Genomic DNA, 15,757 nt, shown 5'->3' on the forward strand with positions numbered 1-15,757 from the left:
ACTTCATGTCCACCATGGAGTCCGGCGACGGGGCGCGGGCCGGTTGGGTTGGTCTAGCTGCCGGTACTCTCAATTCCTCGGATGATCGTCCGGCGGAGCTGTTTTTCCATGTTCCAGTGCCAGGCGTAGTGCCGGTCGGCGTTGACGACCCAGGAGCCGCAGTCCTCGCACTCGAAACCCGCGGGGGCTGTGTTGCCGGTTTCGGGGGCGCGGTCGTCGGGCTCGCTGGTGGTGGTGTCCTGGCCGGACGTGCTTACCAGGCTGATGACCGGGGTGATGGTGCTCGGCTTCGTCGTGTCGGTGGCGGAGGTCAGGCCCAAAGGCGCGACCTCCTCGCGGGCCTTCGCCCACAGGGGCCGCCAGAAGCCGTCGATGTCAGCGCCGGAGTCGAACTGCTCCAGTAGTCCGGCCACCAACGTCCACGACGGCGGCCGTCCGGTGGACCCGGACATGGCCTTGGAGATCGAGGCGATGGACACGGCGCAGTCGAGGCCCTTGCCCAGGAGTTGGCGCCGGAGCTTGCGCAGCGGCGGCTCCCCGGCCCGGCGCCAGGCCAGCTTCAACTCATCAGCCAAGGTCCGTCTGGCCGTGCCCGGCTCAGATGGTGCCGGCTTGGGCCGCACCTTCAGCACGCCTTCCTGCGCTGTCGTGTTCGGCCACCCAGGCGTGGTCGCCGGTGGGGGCACCGATGACACACCGTCCGCCGCCTTGCCCGCCACGTTGCCCGCCACGGTGGCGCTCGAGGGCGTCACGGACGCGAAGGCGCTCTGCACGACCGGCCACGGCTTGATCTGCACCTTGGAGTCGCCGGCCCTGGTCGGGTCGATCAAGTCCTTGACGATGGTCTCCGCCTGGCCCTCCGTCATGAGGCCTGCGGTCTCGATCGCCAGCTTCACGGCCGCCTCCCGCGGCCGCAGGGCTGACAGGTCCTTGACCTCCTGGAGGGTCTGCGGGGAGATGAAGAAGGTCACCATGTCGCCCGCGGTGTGCCCGTCGCGCATGGCATCGCACAAGTCCTTGGCCTGCCTCAGGTCCATGGGCGTGGTCATGCGCACGGCCTTGATGGCGTAGAGCAGCCCGCCGGCCCTGAGGGAGATGTAGGCCTCGCGCAGGTCCTGCGCCGGGACGGGGACCGTGTACAGGGTGATCATCGTTCGATGACCTCCCCCTGCACGGGCGGCTGCTGGTCCTTGCCGGGCTGGGCCGACGGCAACTGCTCGGCGACGCCCTGCTTGACCCAGGACAGCACCGTGCGGGCCACCAGGGAGCGCGCGGTGAAGGCCAGGGGCGGCACGCCGGTGAGCACGATGCGGGTGACGTAGGCGGCCACCAGCACGGCGCTGGTCGAGCCGGTCAGCGCCTCCCACAGGGGGTGGCCCAGGAACAGCAGGTAGCCGGTGAAGCCCACGTGGGTCAGCAGCGCCAGGGCGAAGGTCATCGCGTTGCCGGGGTGGGCGCGGGCGCCGGCCACGTTGCCGGCGTTGATCGAGTTGGGCACCGACAGGCACCTTTCGTGTGCAGAGGTCAGGAGGTGCGCGGCGCTCTGGGGGCTCGCGTACGTGGGGATGCACGTGAGCTCACGTGCGCGCCGCACTCCTCCTGACCTTTGGTCCAGGCGGGCTCGCGCACGGGGATGTGCGCGCCCGAACTCCGCAAATGGGCGTTTTGGGTTGCTTTGACTGGCATCGCGGCAACAACGCCCACATACAGAGCGAGGTTCTGCATTGGCCCCCTCGCACGCGCGGGGAGTCATCGCGGAACCCTTAAGAAGAACAATTACACCACGACGGGCTCTTGACAAGTCTGGGGCCAGACGATCTTCGTCCTCGCGGGCGAGGCACCGGTCTGACCGGTTATCAAACTAAGGCTCGCCTTAGCCTCCTTTCTTTCCTGCGAATATCATGAAGAGACTTTCGAAATAAAAAGAAAGGTGTGCCGCCGCCTTCGTGCGAGAGGGCCGGACATTCCTGCGAAGGTGAGAGTCCGGCCGATTTAAGCGGCGTGGCTGGAGAGGGGCGGAAAACGAAGAGGCTCTCCGTGCCAGCGGAGAGCCTCTTCTTTATCTCCGAATGCCCGCCTGGACCAACAGATCGGTGCCTTCGGAAGTGTGCGGGGTGTTGGGAATTGCTCAGATAGGGGCGCGAGCATGCATGCGCCGCAGCCCGCTGAGCGACAACCGCAGCCCACCCATCGTAGGGGCTGCGCAGGGCAGAACCTGGCCCTGGACAGGGATGGGATGCCTCCAGGCGGCCGGCTGCGGCGGACGATGACACCTGGCCGCGCCGCGATGGCGCCGCATGGGCCTGGCCGCCTGTGCGTGGCCAGGCGGGATCCCGGCGCGCCGCAGACGGGAGGCGATCAATGCCGCAGCGAGCGGCGATGGCAGGGCAGGGCCGGCTGGGCTGACGGCATGGCCTGCCCAGGGAGGGCTGGTCCGCAGGGCACGGGCCGGAGCTCGGCATGCCAACGCCGGACAGCGGTCCGTCCGCCTCCGTCCGGGACCTGGCCAGGCTGCGGAGATGCGGCGTTGAGCAGGTCGGACCCGGTGCCGGCCCGCGGCCGGGACGCGCACGCGTGCCGGAGGGCGCGCCGCCGATGGCCGCCGCTGAAGGAAGACCAGCTGGTCGAAGTAAGGGCCGCGGTATCGGCGAGCCGATGCCGCGATGGCCTTTAGGGCAGTGATCAGCCTCGATGCTCCGTCCAAGGCCACGATCGGGGATAGGAGCTGGTGCGAGGGCGGATGGTCCATCGGCTTCTCCTTCCACGAGGCCAGGGCCGGGGACAGGCTGGGACAGGCGAGGCGGACCGGTGGAGGGTCAGGCCCACGGCGGGGCCAGCTACCGCGCCCCGTCGGTTGCCTCCGCACACACTGTGAGATGTGGGCCCCGTAATCACAACCACCAAGAGGGAAATTACACGAGACGAAACGAAACGATTTGGCCGCGAAACGATACTGAACACGACCTGCTGTGAACGAAACAAAACTAGGCCGCCGTCGCCGGCGCGAAACGCTGCGGCGCACACAAGTGCAGTCTATCAAATGGCCGGAATGTCCGGCCCTGGCGTGCTGGAACTCTCGTCCACGGTCATCTCGCCGACGAGCTCCCCGGGACCGCGCACCGCTAGCAGAAGGTTGGGGTGAGGGACCACTGAATGACGTGCTGGAGAATTAATTTCGTCAGTAAAAGCATTCTTGCAGCGATACTCAATGCCTGCCTATCCCCGGTGGAGATTATCTGGGAAGAGCTAAGTAAGGGATTAGTTATATGGCGTTATTTGTGTGCCTTGAAAACGTTGCGGGACGCTCCATCTACCTGACAGAACCCCGTCTCGATGGAGTCGGCGCGGGACGCGCGACAAGCCCGGGCGCTTCCCGCAGGAGCGCGGGTAACGTGGTGCTCACCGTCCGGCTACATCTCCTTGATCGCCAGGGTCCCCCAGCTGACCGCGGATGGCCGCGGCGATGGCGTGTTCGCTCACCGATTCGCTGCCGGGCGCGTCGGGGTGTTCCTGCGGTCGCGGCAGCGTGTCGGAGCACGACATGGAGGAGCCCGAGGGAGCTCACATCCTCACCCCTCACGCTGTCCGTGCGGGACTGGCTCACCATCGACGCCGCCCTCGACAGACTCGGAGGACGGGGCGGGAGCGTGGCCTTTGAACGTGCGCGGGCCCGGCCACCTGCTTGGCCAGCGTTATCGCAGATAGTGAGTCATTATCTGCGGTAACGGGCTCATGACAGTTCGCATGCCCCGATGGGGGTCCCTGGCAAAGCCTTGTGCGACACATGCGGCGATCACGCCGCCAGTGCAGTGGTGGCGATGCCTATTTGCGGTTTGGGCTGCCTGTCCTGTTGCTCATGGGGTTCTATCTCCCGTGAGGGATCGTTCTTCGGAGATAAAGGGGGCCGCGTGGATCCGATCGTTTTGGCCGCTGGCACGGCGCTGGTGACGGCCATGGCCACCGATGCCTGGCAGTCGGCCCAGGCCGGCGCGGTCGCGCTGTGGCGCAAGGTCCGCCCCGAGCAAGCCGACCTCGTGGAGGCGGAGTTGGTCGAAGTGCGCGAGCAGGTACTGCAGGCCCGCGGGGAGGGTGATGCCGACACCGAGCAGGCGCTGGCCGGGGCCTGGCAGGTCCGGTTGCAGCAGCTGCTGCGCGCCGACCCATCTTTGGCGGGAGAGCTGCAGCGGGTTCTGGACGAGGTGCTCACCCCCGCGCTGGAGCCGGCCGATCAGGAGCGGATCGGCTCGCTGGTGATGAAGGCGACCGCGAGTGGGCATGGCCGCGTCTACCAGGCCGGCCGCGACCAGACCGTCCACGAGCGGTGACCGCGTCCCCGGCGCGGCCGGACGAGCCCGAGCAGCCGCAGATTCGGCTGGAGGCCACCGCTTCCGGACATGCCCGCGTGATCCAGGCCGCTCGTGACCAGTTCATCAACGTGTATCTGCGCGGACAGCAGGAACCGGTACGGTGGCCGCATCAGGTCGGGGCCGTACCGCAGCCCGCCGAGGGTTTCCATGCCCGGGGCACGGAGGCCTCCTTGATTTCCTTTGGCTCGGCAGATGGGGAGACCCCCGACGCGGCGCTCGTGCTGACTGGGCTGGGCGGGGTGGGCAAGACCCAGTGGGCCGCGCACCTGGCTCGTTCCGCACAGGCCAGCGGCGCAGTTGACCTGCTGGTGTGGATACCGGCGGCCACCCGCCAGGCCGTCGTCGCGGCGTACGCGGAGGCCGCCGCCGATGTCTGCCCGGGCGAAGTGGCCGACGCCGACCAGGCGGCGGCCCGTTTCGTGGCCTGGCTGGGGCGCACCGAGCGCCGCTGGATAGTGGTGCTGGACGATGTGAGCGCGCCCGCGGACATGCGTGACCTGTGGCCCCCGGCGCGGGCCGGGAGCGCGACCCTGGTCACCACCCGCCGCCAGGACGCAGCTCTCGACGGCCAGGGCCGCAGGCTGGTGGAGCTCGGGCCATTCAGCGAACGGCAGGCCGCATCGTATCTGGCCCATCGGCTCGGTGAGGATTCTCGGATGCTCGATGGGGCCGCTGAACTCGCCGCCGCTCTCGGTTGGTTGCCGTTGGCCCTCGCGCAGGCGTGCGCGTACATGCTGGACCAGGACATGGGCTGCCGGGCCTACCGGGCTCGGCTCGCCGACCGGACACGTCGCCTGGACGGCCTGCTGCCGGAGATCGGGGCCCTGCCCGACCAGCAGCGGGTGACCGTCGCGGCGGCCTGGTCCCTCTCGGTTGAGCTGGCCGACCAGCTCAACCCCGTCGGCTTGGCGCGCCCCGCGCTGGAGCTGGCCAGCGTGCTCAGCCCGGACGGCATCCCGCCCGAGCTGTTCGCCAGCACCGCCGCGCGAGACCTCCTCGCCGGTCGGGGCTCCGCGACCGAGGTGGACGCCGCCGACGCGCAGGGGGCGGTGCGCTCGCTGCACCGGCTCAGCCTGGTCAGCTACGCGCCGGGCCGGCCTGTTCAGGTCCACGGGCTGGTGCAGCGTAGTGTGCGCGAGCAGCTTCCGCCGGAACTGCTGGCCCGGACCGTCCGGGCGGCGGCCGACGCCCTGCTCCAGGCATGGCCGGAGACGGAGCCTGATTTCGCCACCGGCCAGCGGTTCCGTGCCAACGCCGAGGCGCTGCGGTCCCATGACGAGCACCTGCTGTGGTCGGACCACGATGTGCACGAGGTCCTGCTCCGGACCGGCCAGAGCCTCGCCCACGCAGGGCTCTACCAGGCATCGATGGACCACTACCGGCAGCTTGCGGCCATCTCCGCGCAAAAGTACGGCGCCGGCTACCCCCGTACCCTCGCCTGCCGCAGCAACTCCCTCGGTTTTCTGAGGTTCACCGCACGCCACGCAGAGGCCGTGGCGGCGTACACGGAGCTGGCTGCGGACTGCGCCCGCCTAGTCGGGCCGGACAACCCCCTCACCGTCGGCGCCCGCGACACCCTTGCCGACGCCCGGGCTGGCGGGGGTGACCTGGCCGGTGCGCTGGCCGACTACGAAGAACTGCTCGTCGACTACCGGCGCGTGCGGGGCCCGCACCACCGCGACACCCTCTCGGTCCGCTCCCGGATCGCCTCCCTGCACGGCGAAATGGGAGACGCGCCGCGCGCCGCCGCCCTGTACAAGGAACTGCTCGGCGACTGCCGGACGTACCTTGGGCCCCTCGACGACATGACCCTGTACATACGCATAGAACTCGCGCACCTGCAGGGTCAGGCGGGCGACCCTGTCGGGGCCCGCGAGCGGTTAGGAGAGCTGCTGGACGAGCACCTGGCGGCGTTCGGCCGCGACGACCGCCGCACCCTGGCGGTGCGGCACGAGCTGGCCGAGTGGCGTGCCGCCGCCGGAGATCCGGCCGGAGCCGCCGCAGAGCTGGCGGACATGATCGACGACGCAGTGCGGGTCCTGGGCGCCCACCACATCGAGGTCTCCCGGGCCCGCTACTCCCTGGGACTCCTGCGCGACAAGGCGGGAGACACCGCCGCGGCACCGGCTGGCATGGACGCGTCGGCCCGCGCGCTGGAGCAGATATTCGGGCCTGACCACCCGCTCGTGGTCGGCAACCGTGCCGTGCTCCTGGGGTGGCAGCACGCGCTGGTGGAGAGCGATCCGGTCGCCGCCGCCGAGGCCCTGAAGGAGAAGGGTGCCGCCCTGCGCGCGCTCTTGGGCCCCGACCACCTCCAGGTGCTACTCCACCGCAGCATCCTCATCAGTATCGAGGGCGTGATCGGTGACCCGGGCCAGACAGCCGAGGAGTTCGCCGCGCTGCTTGCCGACTGCCGACGGGCCCTGGGCCCTGAACACCCCTTCACCCTGGCGACCCGCGCGGATTTGGCTGACTGGCGTGGCGAGGCGGGCGACTACTCCAGGGCGGTCGCCGACCTCCGCGACCTGCAGGGAGACATGGCCCGGGTACTGGGCTTGCACCATCCAGAGACCCTGCGCGCCCGTAGGCTGCTTGCCGAGAAACTGGACGCGACGGGCGACACGGCCGCGGCCCTTGCGGCGTATGAGGACCTGATCTCCATACACGGCCAGGTGCTGGGCTCGGACCACCCGGACACCCTCCAGCTGCGCAGCGCCCTTGCCGACTGCCGCTCCCACGACGCGGAGGCGGACACGATGATTCCGGTCTATCAAGAGCTGATCGCGGACTGTGAGCGGGTGCTGGGACTCCACCATCCGCGTACGCTCGACATGCGCGGCCGTCTGCTCGACTGCCGGGCGGAGGCGGGCGACCCGGCCGGGGCGGCCGAGGAGTGCCGCGAGCTGCTGCGTGACTACCACCGGATCATGCCGCCCGACCACATCGAGACCCTTCCCGTCCGCGCCACCTACGCCCAGTTGCTTGCGGACAGCGAAGACTTCGCCGGGTCGGTCACCGCGTACGAGGACCTACTGCCGACGGCCCTGCGGATCTGGGGCCCCGACCACCTCGGCTCGCTGATGATCCGTGGCTGCCTAGCCGAGGTGCGGGCCCGGCGCGACCGCGCCCCGGCCGACGGCCTCGTCGCCTTCGCCGCGCTCTTCGACGATTGCCTGCGCGTCCTGGGCCCCGCCCACCACATCACCGAGGCCACCCGAGTCTTCCGGGACGCCCTGCGCCGGGGTGGCTCGGCATTCCCGTCCACCACGTACAACAAGCTGCTGGGCCAGTACGCGAAAGCCGAGCGCTCCGGCCGCGCGGCGCCCCCCGCCGCCGGGTGATCCCGGTCGCGGAGCCTGGCTGCCGGTCTTACTGCGGTTCGGCTCGAACGGGCCTCCGCCGTTCGCCAATGGCGTCTGCAAACCATCTAATTCCGACACCCCGAGAAGGCGCCACAGCGCGATCAAGCCCCTTTTGGCTGGGACACGTTGGGAGCGGAGGGCCTACACCGACGGCCTCTGGTCATCGGCGAGTTCCTGGCTGGGGCCGCTGTCGCGGAGCTGGCGCAGGTCGGGGATGTGGTTGTACAACGTCCCCGGCGAGACGCCCAGCAGCTTGGCGATCGAGGTGATCGAGTTGGCCGGGTTAGGCAGCATGTCGCGAGCGGCGCGCAGCAGTTCGGGGGTGATGACGGTGGGGCGGCCGCCGGTGCGGCCGCGGGCTTTGGCGGCGGCCAGGCCGTCGCGGGTGCCGGCGACGATGAGTTCGCGGATGAACTCCGCGAGGGCGGCGAAGACGTGGAAGATGAGCCGCCCGCCGGGGGTGGTGGTGTCGAGGTTCTCGTGCAGCGAGGTGAAGCCGATCTCGCGGCGGCGCAGTTCGCCGACCATGGTGATGAGATCGGCCAGCGAGCGGCCGTAGCGGTCCAGGCTGGGCACGACCAGGGTGTCGCCTTCGGTCAGGAAGGCGTGGCAGGCGGCGAGCTCGGGCCGCTCGGCGGTCTTGCCGGACTTCTTATCGGCGAACACCCGCCGGCACCCTGCCGCTTTGAGGGCGTCGAGTTGGCGTTCGAGGTTCTGCCCGGCGGTGGAGACGCGGGCGTAGCCGATGCGGATCTCGCTGCGGTGGGCGGGGAAGGCGGCCAGCGGGTCGGCGGATAGCTGCAGGGCGTCGGTCACGCCCGTCATCCTCTCAACAAACGGTGTCTGGAGGTTGTTGAACCACCACGGTTGTTGAACGAGTTTTTGAAGGCTTCCCGGGCCGTCTGAGGGCCGGTCGGGCTGGTCTTCAAAAAACGATCGTTAAATGAAGAGCCCGTTGTCACCCTAGGAGATCAACGGCCCACCGGCCCTCGCCCCGGCAGCACCCGCTCCCACCACCTAACGGATCTCCCGGCCTTTTCTGCGGCAGTCCGCTCAAGGTTGCCTCGGACGGTGCGCGTCATTGGGTGGTCGGCACCCAGCACGCGCTCGCTGTCGGCGAGGGTGGCCTCGTACAGGGGGATGGCCCGGCTCAGATCTCCCGCCGCCTGGTAGGCGTGGGCGAGGTTGTTGCGGGAGGTCAGGGTGTCGGGGTGGTTGGCGCCCAGGACCCGCTCGAAGTCGACCAGGGTCGCCTCCAACAGCGGGATAGCCCGGCTGAGATCGGCCAGATTTGTCAGGTATCGGCCGCACCAGGCGCGCAGCGTCAGCAGGTCAGCCGGGAGGTCATCATCGCTGGAGATGTGCCGGTAGAGGGCGTCGGCCTGGTCGATGAGCGTCTCAACCGCAGCGCGTGCGGCCCAGGTTCGAGCACCGTTGGGCAGGGTGGCGTTGAAAGCGCTGAGCAGATCGATGGCCTGGTCGATGACGGCGTCGAGGTCGCCGTGATAGGCGGCGCGGTCGCGCAGCATGCGCTGTACCAGGCGGTGCATCACGACCGTGCTGCCGTCTTCGGTGAGGGTGATCAGGCTGGTGTCGGCCAGGTCGGCGAGCATCTCCCGGAGGCCCGGGTCGCCGTCAGTGCCGCCGAAGACCGCCAGCGGGATGCCGGCCGGGGACAGCATCGCAAGGATCGGCAGTAGTTGCCCGGCGAAGGGCAGGGCGGCCTCGGCCTGGGTGACCGACAGCAAGATCGCCTCTGCCGTACCGACCGGATAGGCGTCGCCCTCGTGGGCGGGCAGATAGTCGCCGGCTGGGAACCCACGCAATAGGTGCAGGTAGGCGCCGTAGTCCAGGCGTAGCCGTGCGATCACCGCGGCCGCCTGGGCCAGCGCCAGCGGCAGGTGCCCCAGCTCTTCGGCTAGTTCGGCGGCGCCGTCGGGGTCGTTCAGGCCGGTGCGCCGGTGCAGGAACGCGGCTGCCTGCTCGGGAGTGAACACGCCGACGTCGAGCGGCTGGTAGGCGAGCAGGAAAGCGCGGTTGCGGGTGGTGATGACCACGCGGGTGGCACCAGTGGCCGGGCACCAGCGGCGCACCTCCACGACGTCGGTGGCGTTGTCAAGGACCAGTAGGGCCGGGTCGGGTGGTGGCGGCCAGCCAGGCCCTGGCCCGGGCCGCGGCCGCCGCGGCGTCATCATCGGCCTCGCGCTGGCCGAGCCGCTCGGCCAGCGCGGCCAGCCCGGTCACGATCTGATCGACGGTTTCGGCGGCGACCCAGGCCACCACCGGCCAGCGCTCTGCCTGGCAGGCCCAGGCATAGGAAGCGGCCAGCAGCGTCTTGCCCACCCCGGGGGTGCCGGCCATCGCCCAGATCACTGCCGCTCCCCCGCTCGCGTCGCCGCTCTGGCCCGGGGCTGGGTCGCCGAGCCGGTCAGCCAGCTGCTGCAGCAGGTGCGGGCGGGGCTGGAAGCCAGGAGGGCATTGCGGGATATCCCCTTCGATGATCTGCCCCGGTTCCGGTTTCGGCGGGTAATGGTGGTTGATGGTCTGGTCACCGGCCGACTGGTACACCCGGCTCTCCCCGGAGGCGGTCGCCTCCACCTGCACATGCGGCAGCCGCTGTGGAGAATCGGGCGCGGAAGGGATGCTCATCGCTCGTTGATGGTCTGGTCGCCGCCGGCCTGATACACCCGGCCCTGGCCCGAGGCCTCCGCCCGCATCTGCACATTACGCGCCCCGTCACCGGTCGAGACGATGCCGGTGTTGTCGCCGCCGATGGCGATCGACCGCTCGCCCGAGGCCGACACCTGCGGCAACGTCTTCTGCGTGGAGTCCGGCGCGTCTGGTGTGGCAACGGCAGCCGGCTGGGCGCGGTCGGCGCGCACCTGCGCCCGCAACGCCACCACGGCGACCACCAGCCCGGCCACACCGACCACCACGCCGGTGAACATGCCGACCACGCTGGCCCGCTGATCCAGCACTGCCAGCACGTCCGCGGGCAGATGCAGCTGATCGGCGAAGAACCAGACCAGCCCCACCGCGAGTGAGGCCGCCAACACCACGACCGCGATCACCGCCACAGCGCGCCACAGCCGCGCATTCGGCGCAATTTCCGCTCCCGGCGTCGTCTTCGACATGGGTCCAGAGTGCTCCCGTATCTGCACTTGCGGGACCCATAGTGACGAACGCGTTACCTATCATCGCGACGCCGCGAAACGGTCGTTTACGGGACGGTCGGCGGCGCCCGCGCGCTGATCGCGTTTCCGCAGGAACGATCGTCCCGAAACCCGTTGTCGGTTTTCGAAGTCGCGTGCACGGGTGTCCTGGGCTTTCGGGGATCTGTGCAGAGGACTGTGAAGCACCGGCTTGTCCGTAGTCCTCTGCGCTACGGTGCAGTTGTTCCCCTACTCGCGTGCGCGACGGTGAGGTCCCGGCATGGATGGCGGGCGGGCGCAGATCGTTGAGCGGGGTGTGCTGACCGCCCCGGATGAGGCGTGGGATGTGGCGGTACGCCAGGCGGAGGTGATCGGTCGGCTGGCCGCCGGGCCGCGGCTGGGATTGGCGGCCGCGGACGCGGCGGCGGCCGAGCTGGCGATCTCGCGGCGTCAGGTGTATGTGCTGCTGGGCCGGTGGCGTGCGGGCGAGGGCGTCGTGTCGGATCTGCTTCCCCGGCGCTCCAGCGGCGGCCACGGGCGAGGCCGGTTGCTGGCCGAGGTCGAAGCGGTCCTGCGCGAGGTCATCGGCTCGCGATATCTGAACCGGCAGCGGCGCAAGGTGGCGGCGGTCTACCGGGAGGTCGTACGCCGGTGCCGAGTCGGCGGGCTTCCGGTACCGGCCCCCAGCACGCTGGTACGGCGGAGTACACCCACTGGATCGCGCCGCTCTTGGACCGGATCGGGGCGCGCCGGTGGTCGAGGTCGAGGTCGTCGACGTTGAGCGCGAGGATCTCCGCCGCCCGGGCCGCAGTTTTCGCAGAGCATGCGCCACAGCACATGCGGGGAAGGTCCCCTTCAGCCCTCTAGTCGATGAAGTCGATGTTCGGGTGCCGCGGGGATTCGCCGTCGAACAGGTGCCGGTCCTGTCCGCGAAGGTGCAGATCGAAGAACGCGCCGATGTAGTCCCGTTGCGCGGCCAGCGAACGAAGGGGATCGATGGTGCCGATGAGCGCCTCACGCTTTTCCGGGGCCACGCGTGCGCCGAGTTGCGGCACGATGATCTGCAGATCGCTGTAGGCCATGTGCGTGCTGCCGCCGCGCAGGAACAGATCCCGCTTCCAGCCTCGCTGGCTGGCCCAGAAGTCCGCCCAGCTGCGGTCGAATTCGGGATTCCGGTGGGTGTGTTCGAGCGGTTTCCCGTTCTCGTCGACGCCCTCGGCGCCCATCAGAAGGAACGGCCTGTCCAGGCCGAGTTTGGTGACTTCGCCCGGCACGTAAGGACTTCCCGGGGGATAACCGACCGCGGTCGCCATCGCGCCGTCCAGGTTGATCCCGGCGTCGACACGGCGGTCGTGGACCATTGTCTCGCCCGCGGTGAACCCGCCGTAGGAGTGCCCGTAGGCGCCGACCCGGGACAGGTCGAGCGACCGGCCGAGCCCGCGGGGCAGCGGCCGCTCCCCCGCGTCGGGGTTCTCGCCCCGGGTGATCTTCGTGAGCTGGTCGAGGACGAACCGGCTGTCGGCGACCCGGGTGTCGAGCGCCTTCTTTAATTCGGGGCCTTCACCCTCGGACACCGCGAGTTCGAGCCGCCCGCCGGGAAACTCGACCGCCACGCTCTCGTAGGTGTGTGAGAGCGAGACGACCACGTAGCCGCGGCTCGCCAGGTCGTCGACGATCGCCGTGTACGTCTCGCGTGGGAAGCCGAAGCCAGGAGAGAAGAGCGCGACAGGCTTCGGCGCGCCGTGCGCCACGGGGACGCCGGTCTCGGCCCTTCGCTTCGCCGATGCCCAGTCGATGGAGCCGGCCGGGAGATCGAGGTAGTCCTCGCCCGCCAGCGCCTGGTCGATGACGGTGCTCATGCCGGGCGTGAGCCACGGTGCCCGCGGGCCCTCGGCGAACCGGTCCGCCGGGTAGGTGACGGTGACCATGAGTTCCCGGCGCCGTTCCGGTTTCCACGGATCGGGGCGGGACCGGTCGACCAGGTGGAGGTCGGTGGTGCCGACGTCGTACTGGCCGGTGAGGGCCGGCGCGGTGAGCTTGGCCTGCTCCGCCGCTACGGCGGGCGCGGTCGCGGTGAGCCCGCCCGCGAGCGCGAGGCCCGCGATCAGCGCCGAACCCCGCACCACTCTGGTGTGTCTCGATAACACTGCTGGAGTCCTTCCGGATCGGGCGGCCCAGCGGCTGCCTGCTCCCGACCCTGGCAGCGCCCCGGCACTACGCGCATCCCCCTTCGGAAGGAGCCGTGCTCCTACCCGTGAAGGGCACGGTAGGCCGACGCGGCCCCGGGGTGCAGCGCCACCTTGCCCGTACCGATCAGTGTCCGGACGTCGAGGAACTGCGTCCCCACCGCAGGCGCCGGCACGAGGTCGGCGGCGTGGCCGACCAGCACGCGCGCCACGGAGGCCGCGACGTCGGAGAAAGATCGATATGGCATGGGGTTTCGGGAGTCGGCGGCTCGCCAAGGCGTGGAGAAAGAAAGAAGGGCGGCTTCCGCCAGACGGTGTTGTTGCTCGTCCTGGGCGTGGGCATCGCCATGTTGCTGCGAGCGTTCGTGGTCGGCTCGTTCTACATCCCGTCCGAGTCGATGGAGAGCACCTTGCTGGTCAAGGACCGCGTGTTGGTGAACAAGCTCGCGGGCAAGCCGGAGCGCGGCGGCATCCGTGCCATCACCAGAGGGATCTGCACGCTGCGGGCGTGCAGACCACTTCGCGCATTCGTGCAGACGACTTCGGAAACTGACATCCGTCCCGAAAATCTTGGTCGAGGCGTTGGGTTTCGGGACGGTTTTCGGGACGGCAGGGAGAGCCACCCAGTCGAAGGGACCGATCAGGAGATGGCCGAGCCGAATATGGACCGCGTGCACGCGCGCCTGACCGCTGCGCTGCTCAGGATGACGCCGCCCGATGTCGCAGCGCCGTTCTTCGAGAGCGATGCCTGGACAAGCCTCACATCCGACCAGCAGGCAATGATCATCGACGCCGACGCCGACGCCGACGCCGACATGGAAGAGAAGGACCGGCGTAGGCGTCAGCAGGCCCGCCAGGAGCGAGCCGAGAGGCGTAGCACCCGTGACTGAGCCCGCCAAGCCGTCGAACGCGATCCCTGTCGGCTACGCCCGGGTCTCCACCCGCGCCCCGGACCACGCCGCGCAGCTGGAGTTGCTGAACGCCGCCGGCTGCCGCGAGATCGTCGAGGAGATCATCTCGACCCGCCGCAAGGACCGCCCCAAGCTGCAGGCCACCCTGGCGGCGCTGAAGGCCGGCGACACGCTGGTCATCACCAAGCCCGACCGGGTCGCCCGCAGCGTGAAGGAGCTGCTGGTCTTCCTCGAGGACGACCTGGCCCCGCGCGGCGTCAACCTGCACATCCTGACCGGCATCTGCGCCGGCATCCTCAAGCCCAACGGGCAGAGCATCGCCGACAAGATGCTGTTCATGGTCGCGACCATGGCCGCCGAGATGGAGCGCGACCTCATCCAAGAGCGCACCCTGGATGGCCTGGACGCCGCCCGCGCTGCCGGCCGCGTCGGCGGCCGCCCGGCGATGGTGACCGAGGACGTGCTCGCCGCCGCCCGGACCCGCCGCGATCGCGGCCAGTCGGTCACCCGGATCGCACGCGAGCTCGGCGTCGGCCGCTCCACGCTGTACCGGGCGCTGGAGAACGACGACCCGTCCGCCGCCGCGCCCTCACGCTGACGATCCCTTTCCTTCCAAGAGGGACGCCTGACCGGCGAAGCGGACCGACAGAGACTATCGCGACCGCTACGTGTGGTCCTTGTCCTTGTTCCAGTTGCAGGTCGGGTAGCTGGAGTGGTGGACGGAGCTGAAGTTGTCGACGGACATCCACCCGTACGTATTGGTCCCCTTGACCCGCCCGTAGACCCAGAGATTGCCTCGGGAGTTCTTCGTCCAGCAGTTGAAGTAGAGCACCTGGCGCCTGTGCATTCGCATCACATTGCACTTGCGGATGGACGGCCCGTTCTTGAGGTTGAACGTCCCCTTCATGACACCCCAGCCGTCGTCCAGGTTCGGGCCGCTGCCCGGGTACGACACGCACGGGTCCAAGGATGTCGCGGCTTGGGCGGCCGGGGCGCTCACCAAGGTCAGCCCGGCGATCGCGCCGACGGTCGCGAGCACTGTCGCGGCCTTGCTCAAGTAACGCACGCGGTTCTCCCTTCTCCGTTGATTTGCAGGGGCTCCGAGGTTCATGCGCGAAACCGTAGTCGGGCGGATGTTGAGGTTCTGTTGAGAATTGGTTGACCCTCTCATCGGCCCCGACCTCGTCCCTCACCTGATTCAGGAGCGCACCCTGGATGGCCTGGACGCCGCCCGCTCTGCCGGCCGGGTCGGCGGCCGCCCGGCGATGGTGACCGAGGACGTGCTCGCCGCGGCCCCGGGCCCCCGCCGCGCCCTCACGCTGAAGCATCGCGCCGTATCCAGCCCGGCAGGATCTCACCACACCCCGGACATCGCCGCTGAGGCTTCTCCGCCACCTCACCAGGATGCTCCCGGCCAGCCCATCGTGGCCATGACAAGGAGGGTCTCGCGTTCGTCGGCCATGGCCCCGGCCAGGGCGAAGGCGATGGGCAGGCCCTGGTGGCGAGGGTGACCAGTTCGGCATCGCTCAGGCGGGGCGTAATGCCGACCGGCGGGCGCCACGGCGCCAGGTCGGGATGCTCCTTCAGCATGTCGTCGGTCGTCGCATAGAGTGCCGTCGCGAGGGTGTCCACGTCGTTCGTCACAAAACGATCTTGGACACCCTCGTTCTCGTCTCCGCAGGCACCCCTTGGACCACACCACCAGGAGGAACCAGTGTCATACCCGCAACTGCTCACCCCCGAGGAGAAGCTCGCCGACGCGAAGAAGCTGTTGAGCCT

Annotated in this window: 14 protein-coding genes and 1 pseudogene; 5 read left to right on the plus strand and 10 right to left on the minus strand. The window is 69.4% G+C overall.

All coding sequences use genetic code 11. The annotated features are described in order from the left end of the window. Nucleotides 1-53: 53 nt before the first annotated feature. Nucleotides 54-1,151 (minus strand): hypothetical protein, encoded by a 1,098-nt coding sequence (locus tag ACWDRB_RS47030; RefSeq protein WP_449905442.1) that lies wholly within the window; start codon nt 1,149-1,151, stop codon nt 54-56. After that, complete coding sequence (locus ACWDRB_RS47035) at nt 1,148-1,498, minus strand: hypothetical protein (RefSeq protein ID WP_449905444.1); 351 nt, start codon at nt 1,496-1,498, stop codon at nt 1,148-1,150. Before ACWDRB_RS47035 ends, ACWDRB_RS47030 begins: the two co-directional genes overlap by 4 nt. A 2,410-nt stretch (nt 1,499-3,908) precedes the next feature. Here ACWDRB_RS47035 and ACWDRB_RS47040 point away from each other — a divergent pair. Further along, nucleotides 3,909-4,325 carry a hypothetical protein gene (locus tag ACWDRB_RS47040; protein WP_449905446.1) on the plus strand — a complete coding sequence of 139 codons (417 nt, stop codon included), beginning with the start codon at nt 3,909-3,911 and terminating at the stop codon, nt 4,323-4,325. Next, complete coding sequence (locus tag ACWDRB_RS47045; RefSeq protein ID WP_449905448.1) at nt 4,322-7,708, plus strand: tetratricopeptide repeat protein; 3,387 nt, start codon at nt 4,322-4,324, stop codon at nt 7,706-7,708. Before ACWDRB_RS47040 ends, ACWDRB_RS47045 begins: the two co-directional genes overlap by 4 nt. Before the next feature lie 162 nt (nt 7,709-7,870). On the opposite strand, the gene ACWDRB_RS47050 is transcribed toward ACWDRB_RS47045, so the two are convergent. The 4 genes from ACWDRB_RS47050 to ACWDRB_RS47065 form a co-directional block, all read right to left on the minus strand. Then, the gene (locus ACWDRB_RS47050) at nt 7,871-8,545 is read right to left on the minus strand and encodes a recombinase family protein (RefSeq protein ID WP_449905450.1); all 675 of its coding nucleotides are present in this window, start codon (nt 8,543-8,545) and stop codon (nt 7,871-7,873) included. Nucleotides 8,546-8,700: 155 nt separating this feature from the next. After that, nucleotides 8,701-9,786 (minus strand): tetratricopeptide repeat protein, encoded by a 1,086-nt coding sequence (locus ACWDRB_RS47055; RefSeq protein ID WP_449905452.1) that lies wholly within the window; start codon nt 9,784-9,786, stop codon nt 8,701-8,703. Nucleotides 9,787-9,844: 58 nt separating this feature from the next. Next, nucleotides 9,845-10,378 carry a hypothetical protein gene (locus tag ACWDRB_RS47060; RefSeq protein WP_449905454.1) on the minus strand — a complete coding sequence of 178 codons (534 nt, stop codon included), beginning with the start codon at nt 10,376-10,378 and terminating at the stop codon, nt 9,845-9,847. Then, complete coding sequence (locus tag ACWDRB_RS47065) at nt 10,375-10,863, minus strand: hypothetical protein (RefSeq protein ID WP_449905456.1); 489 nt, start codon at nt 10,861-10,863, stop codon at nt 10,375-10,377. Before ACWDRB_RS47065 ends, ACWDRB_RS47060 begins: the two co-directional genes overlap by 4 nt. 298 nt (nt 10,864-11,161) lie before the next feature. Between ACWDRB_RS47065 and ACWDRB_RS47070 the strand changes: the two genes are divergently transcribed. Next, nucleotides 11,162-11,662, plus strand: a complete 501-nt coding sequence (locus tag ACWDRB_RS47070) for a hypothetical protein (RefSeq protein ID WP_449905458.1) — start codon at nt 11,162-11,164, stop codon at nt 11,660-11,662. Nucleotides 11,663-11,744: 82 nt separating this feature from the next. On the opposite strand, the gene ACWDRB_RS47075 is transcribed toward ACWDRB_RS47070, so the two are convergent. Then, on the minus strand, nt 11,745-13,028 hold the full coding sequence (locus tag ACWDRB_RS47075; RefSeq protein ID WP_449905460.1) for an alpha/beta hydrolase family protein: 1,284 nt from the start codon (nt 13,026-13,028) through the stop codon (nt 11,745-11,747). Between the two features lie 101 nt (nt 13,029-13,129). Beyond that, nucleotides 13,130-13,315: a hypothetical protein gene (locus ACWDRB_RS47080; RefSeq protein WP_449905462.1), complete on the minus strand. Its 186-nt coding sequence runs from the start codon at nt 13,313-13,315 to the stop codon at nt 13,130-13,132. A 66-nt stretch (nt 13,316-13,381) separates the two neighbouring features. Here ACWDRB_RS47080 and ACWDRB_RS47085 point away from each other — a divergent pair, with 66 nt between their 5' ends. Both ACWDRB_RS47085 and ACWDRB_RS47090 read left to right on the plus strand, forming a co-directional pair. Next, complete coding sequence (locus tag ACWDRB_RS47085; protein ID WP_449905464.1) at nt 13,382-13,957, plus strand: S26 family signal peptidase; 576 nt, start codon at nt 13,382-13,384, stop codon at nt 13,955-13,957. Next, nucleotides 13,950-14,576, plus strand: coding sequence for a recombinase family protein (locus tag ACWDRB_RS47090; protein WP_449905466.1), 627 nt, complete (start codon nt 13,950-13,952; stop codon nt 14,574-14,576). Before ACWDRB_RS47085 ends, ACWDRB_RS47090 begins: the two co-directional genes overlap by 8 nt. Nucleotides 14,577-14,642: 66 nt before the next feature. Here the strand turns inward: ACWDRB_RS47090 and ACWDRB_RS47095 are convergent, their stop codons facing one another. Both ACWDRB_RS47095 and ACWDRB_RS47100 read right to left on the minus strand, forming a co-directional pair. After that, nucleotides 14,643-15,044, minus strand: coding sequence for a hypothetical protein (locus ACWDRB_RS47095; RefSeq protein WP_449905468.1), 402 nt, complete (start codon nt 15,042-15,044; stop codon nt 14,643-14,645). Between the two features lie 434 nt (nt 15,045-15,478). Further along, a pseudogene (locus ACWDRB_RS47100) lies at nt 15,479-15,622 on the minus strand (IS982 family transposase); the annotation flags it as partial. Between the last annotated feature and the right edge of the window lie 135 nt (nt 15,623-15,757).

The sequence above is a fragment of the Nonomuraea sp. NPDC003707 genome, assembly GCF_053587055.1.

Excerpts from the sequence above, each read along its gene's own strand:
- ACWDRB_RS47030 (WP_449905442.1), bottom strand. The coding sequence starts at position 1,151 with ATGATCACCCTGTACACGGTCCCCGTCCCGGCGCAGGACCTGCGCGAG.
- ACWDRB_RS47060 (WP_449905454.1), bottom strand. The coding sequence starts at position 10,378 with ATGAGCATCCCTTCCGCGCCCGATTCTCCACAGCGGCTGCCGCATGTG.
- ACWDRB_RS47065 (WP_449905456.1), bottom strand. The coding sequence starts at position 10,863 with ATGTCGAAGACGACGCCGGGAGCGGAAATTGCGCCGAATGCGCGGCTG.
- ACWDRB_RS47070 (WP_449905458.1), top strand. The coding sequence starts at position 11,162 with ATGGATGGCGGGCGGGCGCAGATCGTTGAGCGGGGTGTGCTGACCGCC.
- ACWDRB_RS47080 (WP_449905462.1), bottom strand. The coding sequence starts at position 13,315 with ATGCCATATCGATCTTTCTCCGACGTCGCGGCCTCCGTGGCGCGCGTG.